Annotated in this window: 4 protein-coding genes and 2 pseudogenes; 2 read left to right on the plus strand and 4 right to left on the minus strand. The window is 65.8% G+C overall.

The window, feature by feature from the left end:
- Positions 1 to 273, plus strand: a pseudogene (locus HUU95_RS09575) (DNA primase); the annotation flags it as partial.
- Positions 273 to 2,318, plus strand: coding sequence for an RNA polymerase sigma factor RpoD (gene rpoD, locus HUU95_RS09580; RefSeq protein ID WP_174279908.1), 2,046 nt, complete (start codon positions 273 to 275; stop codon positions 2,316 to 2,318). The pseudogene HUU95_RS09575 and the gene rpoD, both read left to right, overlap by 1 nt.
- Before the next feature lie 128 nt (positions 2,319 to 2,446).
- On the opposite strand, the gene HUU95_RS09585 is transcribed toward rpoD, so the two are convergent.
- The 4 genes and pseudogenes from HUU95_RS09585 to HUU95_RS09600 form a co-directional block, all read right to left on the minus strand.
- On the minus strand, positions 2,447 to 2,905 hold the full coding sequence (locus tag HUU95_RS09585) for a hypothetical protein (RefSeq protein ID WP_174279909.1): 459 nt from the start codon (positions 2,903 to 2,905) through the stop codon (positions 2,447 to 2,449).
- 11 nt (positions 2,906 to 2,916) lie between these two features.
- Positions 2,917 to 3,570: a hypothetical protein gene (locus HUU95_RS09590; RefSeq protein WP_174279910.1), complete on the minus strand. Its 654-nt coding sequence runs from the start codon at positions 3,568 to 3,570 to the stop codon at positions 2,917 to 2,919.
- Entirely contained in the window at positions 3,567 to 3,944 is a 378-nt protein-coding gene (locus HUU95_RS09595; protein WP_174279911.1) for a hypothetical protein, read from the minus strand. Before HUU95_RS09595 ends, HUU95_RS09590 begins: the two co-directional genes overlap by 4 nt.
- A 54-nt stretch (positions 3,945 to 3,998) precedes the next feature.
- Positions 3,999 to 4,335, minus strand: a pseudogene (locus HUU95_RS09600) (ATP-binding protein); the annotation flags it as partial.

Consider the following 4,335-nt stretch of genomic DNA (forward strand, 5'->3'; position numbering starts at 1 on the left):
CCGGACACGACGCCCTACAGCTTCTGCCTCCCCGCCGCCGACCCGGCGCGCGCCGCCGCCGACCTGGACGAGGCGGTCGCGATCCTGGTCGCCGCGCCGGAGGTGGAAGCCGCGCTGGGCCAGGCCACCGCCGCGATGCGCGAGCGCTTCACCGACGCCGCCTTCGCGCGGCAGACCGGCCTCGTGCACGAGAAACAAGCCTTGGAAAAGCGGCTGGCAAACCTATGTCAACGCAACGAGGATCTGCGCGCGCAGGCGCTTGAGGAACATTGATGGCGGCGAAGGCAACAATGGCGGCGGACACGGCGGAGGCACCCGACACGGCCGACGCGCCGCTGCTCGACCTCAACGACGCGGGGATCAAGAAGGTGATCGCGCGCGCCAAGAAGCGCGGCTACATCACCGTCGATCAGCTCAACGAGCTGGTCCCGCAGGACCAGTTCACGACCGACCAGATCGAGGACGTCATGTCCGCCATCAACGAGATGGGGATCACCGTCGTCGAGAACGAGGAAGCCGGCGAGGACGGCGAGCCGGAGGCGCGCGCCGACGACGACGACGAGCCGGAGGTCGCGGAGGTCGAGCAGGACGCGCCCACCGCCGAGGTCAAGAAGAAGGAAACCGTCGACCGTACGGACGATCCCGTGCGCATGTACCTGCGCGAGATGGGCGCGGTGGAGCTGCTCAGCCGCGAGGGCGAGATCGCGATCGCCAAGCGGATCGAGGCTGGCCGCGACACGATGATCCTGGGGCTATGCGAGAGCCCGATCACCTTCAACGCGATCATCAGCTGGTCGGCCGCGCTCAACGAGGGCACGATGCAGCTGCGCGAGATCCTGGATCTCGACGCGATGCTCTCCAAGGGCCCGTCCGCCGAACAGGTCGCCGCGTCCGAGGAGGACGACACCGGCGAGATCAGCGAGGCCGCCGCCGGCCCGACCTTCAAGGCGGAGGAGGATGTCAAGGAGGAAGCGCCCGTCGCCGACGACGACGAGGACGATCTGACCGAGCGCCGCGCGCCGCGCCCCAGCGACGACGAGGAAGAGGACAACACGCTCTCGCTCGCGCAGATGGAGGAACAGCTCAAGCCGCAGGCGCTGGAGCGGTTCGCCAACATCACCGCGATCTACAAGAAGTTCGGCAAGGTACAGCAGTCGCGCCTGGAGGCGATGGCGGCGGGCAACGAGCTGTCGGCCGGCGACGAGCGGAAATATCACAAGCTGCGCGAGGAGCTGACCGCCGAGGTGGAAAGCATGCAGTTCCACCAGGGCAAGATCGAATACCTTGTCGACCAGCTCTATGCCTTCAACCGGCGCCTCACCGCGCTGGGCGGCCAGATGCTGCGCCTGGCCGAGCGCCACAAGGTGCCGCGCAAGGACTTCCTCGATCGCTATGTCGGCCACGAGATGGACGATGGCTGGCTCGCGTCGGTCAACAGGATCGACAAGAAGTGGACCGCCTTCGTCGCCAACGAGGGCGAGGCGACCGACCGGATCCGCATCGAGATCAGCGAGATCGCGCAACAGACCGGCATGGCGCTGGCCGAGTTCCGCCGCATCGTCAACACGGTGCAGAAGGCGGAGCGCGAGGCGCGCATCGCCAAGAAGGAGATGGTGGAAGCGAACCTGCGCCTCGTCATCTCGATCGCCAAGAAATACACCAACCGGGGCTTGCAGTTCCTGGACCTGATCCAGGAAGGCAATATCGGCCTGATGAAGGCGGTCGACAAGTTCGAGTACCGGCGCGGCTATAAGTTCTCGACCTATGCGACCTGGTGGATCCGCCAGGCGATCACCCGCTCGATCGCCGATCAGGCGCGCACCATCCGCATCCCGGTCCACATGATCGAGACGATCAACAAGCTGGTGCGGACCAGCCGCCAGTTCCTCCACGAGCAGGGCCGTGAGCCGACGCCCGAGGAGATGGCCGAGCGGCTGAGCATGCCGCTGGAGAAGGTCCGCAAGGTGATGAAGATCGCCAAGGAGCCGATCTCCCTCGAAACGCCGATCGGCGACGAGGAGGACAGCCACCTGGGCGATTTCATCGAGGACAAGAACGCGGTGATCCCGGTCGACGCGGCGATCCAGGCGAACCTGAAGGAGACGGTGACCCGCGTCCTCGCCTCGCTCACCCCGCGCGAGGAGCGCGTGCTGCGCATGCGCTTCGGGATCGGGATGAACACCGACCACACGCTGGAGGAGGTCGGCCAGCAGTTCAGCGTCACCCGCGAACGCATCCGCCAGATCGAGGCCAAGGCGCTGCGCAAGCTCAAGCACCCGTCGCGGTCGAGGAAGATGCGCAGCTTCCTGGATCAGTGAGACGGGCGGGCTCAGGATACCCTGTCCTTGCCGGCCCGCGCGGCGCAAGCCGTGGAATGCTGTCAGCTTTGAGTCAGGCTTGTCATGTAGTCAGGATGCGACAGCGGTTCGCGCCGGGCTTGGTCGAATCAAGTCGGTGCTGCGGGAAAGCGGTCGATGATGCACGATCGAAGCCGATCGCCCGCGACCTCCGACTTTAGCGACCCTACCTGTTCGCCCCTGAACGGAAAGCCAAGCAGGAGCGCATGGGCGGGGTTGGCCAGGCGATCGCCATCCGCGGCAAGCGCGTCCTCGACGAAGCTGACCGCCTGCTCGAACTCGCTCAACGCATCGAGCGCGGTACCGGCCTGTAGTTCGGCGAACACGGCCGTTGCCCCGAGCCGGAGACGCGATGCCATGACCTGGCGAATGGCGGCTCGATCCTGTTGCGTCCCGATCGCCAGGATGCCGCGTCGCGTGAACGACACCCCATCGATGTCCTTCGCCGTTCGCTCAAAGGCGCTACCGTTGATCTGGCCCGTGCCGGGATCGAGATGCAGACCGCCGACATAGCGGGCGACGATCGTGTCGGGCGGCAGTCTTGGCACGCTCGCCGCCGTTATCCGTTGAGTAAGTGGCGTAAGCCTGACGCGACGATCTGCCGCTTGATGCCGGTGGCGTCATCATCGCCCATATGCGTGACCATGCGGGTCGCGCGTCTGGCGAACATCACGAATTGAACCTTCCCCCCGTTCTGGAACTGAAGGCCGATCTGCTCCTCCCCCTCGGTCCAGAGCAGGCGGATGTTGCCGTTGCCGATCAGGAACGCACCCGGTTGACGGGTAGCACGCAGATCGCGCGCGAAGTCGAGCGCCGCTCGCGCGGACGCCTCCGAAAACGGCACATCTTCGTCCGCCGCGCCCGCGCGTAGCGCGTCCACGCGCGCCAGCAGCGCACCAAGCCACGCCTGCGACGGCCGATCCCCCTGCAGCGTGTCGGCGTCAGCGTCGATCAGCCAGATACTGGCGTCATGGTTGAAGAGCGAAAGGCCGCGATCGTTCAGTTGCGACTCGGATAGCAGCGTCTTGACGAACAAGGGCGAAAACGATCGCCGTGCCTTGGCATCCGATGCGAACCGGTCCGGCGATCCATCATCCTCGTCGGCTTCCCAACTCACGCCGGCATCGTCGTGACGTCTGGCCGGTGCATCGTCGCCGATCTTTCGAAAGCCGAACTTCTCGTTGTCCATCTCCTCCCTGGCAAGCACGCTCACGGTCTGTCTTCCTCGGGTTGGTCGGCCAGTTTGTCGGCGGCCCAGTTCTTGATGGATTCCTGGATCATGTCGGCTTTCAGCCGACCGTCGGCGATGCCGGATTGAAGAAACCCCATCATCATCTCTACCAAATTTGAATAGTTCATCCGCATGCGGGCGACTTCGGTCACCACGGCCTTGCTATCGGTCGTCTCAAACTCGCCATGATCGGTCTGCGACAGGAAGATAGGGCCGTATTGCAGAAATGCGATCTCCACCGCCCGACCGAGTGGCGCGATCACCGCCTCATCGGCCACGAACCTGACGAAGGTCGCATCCCGTACGACGTCAAGCATTCTGATAACCGTGCCTTGATCCTTGGGCTGGTCAGCCATGACTTTCCTCGCTGGCTCCGGGATGCGTAACCCGTACCGGCATGTCAACGCACCTCACAACCCCCATACCCCTACCCCCCGCTCCCGCATCACCTCCGCCACGCCCCACACCATCGCGTCCGCCCGATCCGGGCTCGCCCCCGGCCCCTCATACCCGCCCCCCGCGATCAGGCCGAGCAGCTGCGCTTCCAGCTCGGGCAGGCCTCCGTGCAGGCGCACCTTGCCCGCCTCGAACAGATGCGCGACCGGCTCCGCCCGCAGGCTTTTGCCGACCGCCGCGTGGACCAGCCGCACGTGCAGCGTCGGCTCGGCCGTCAGCAGCACGGACCTGACCATCTCGCCGCCCTGGTTGCGCTCGGCGACCACTTCGCGCGTGCCGTGCGCGGCGGCC

This window comes from Sphingomonas bacterium, assembly GCF_903643065.1.
GTDB lineage: Bacteria > Pseudomonadota > Alphaproteobacteria > Sphingomonadales > Sphingomonadaceae > Sphingomonas.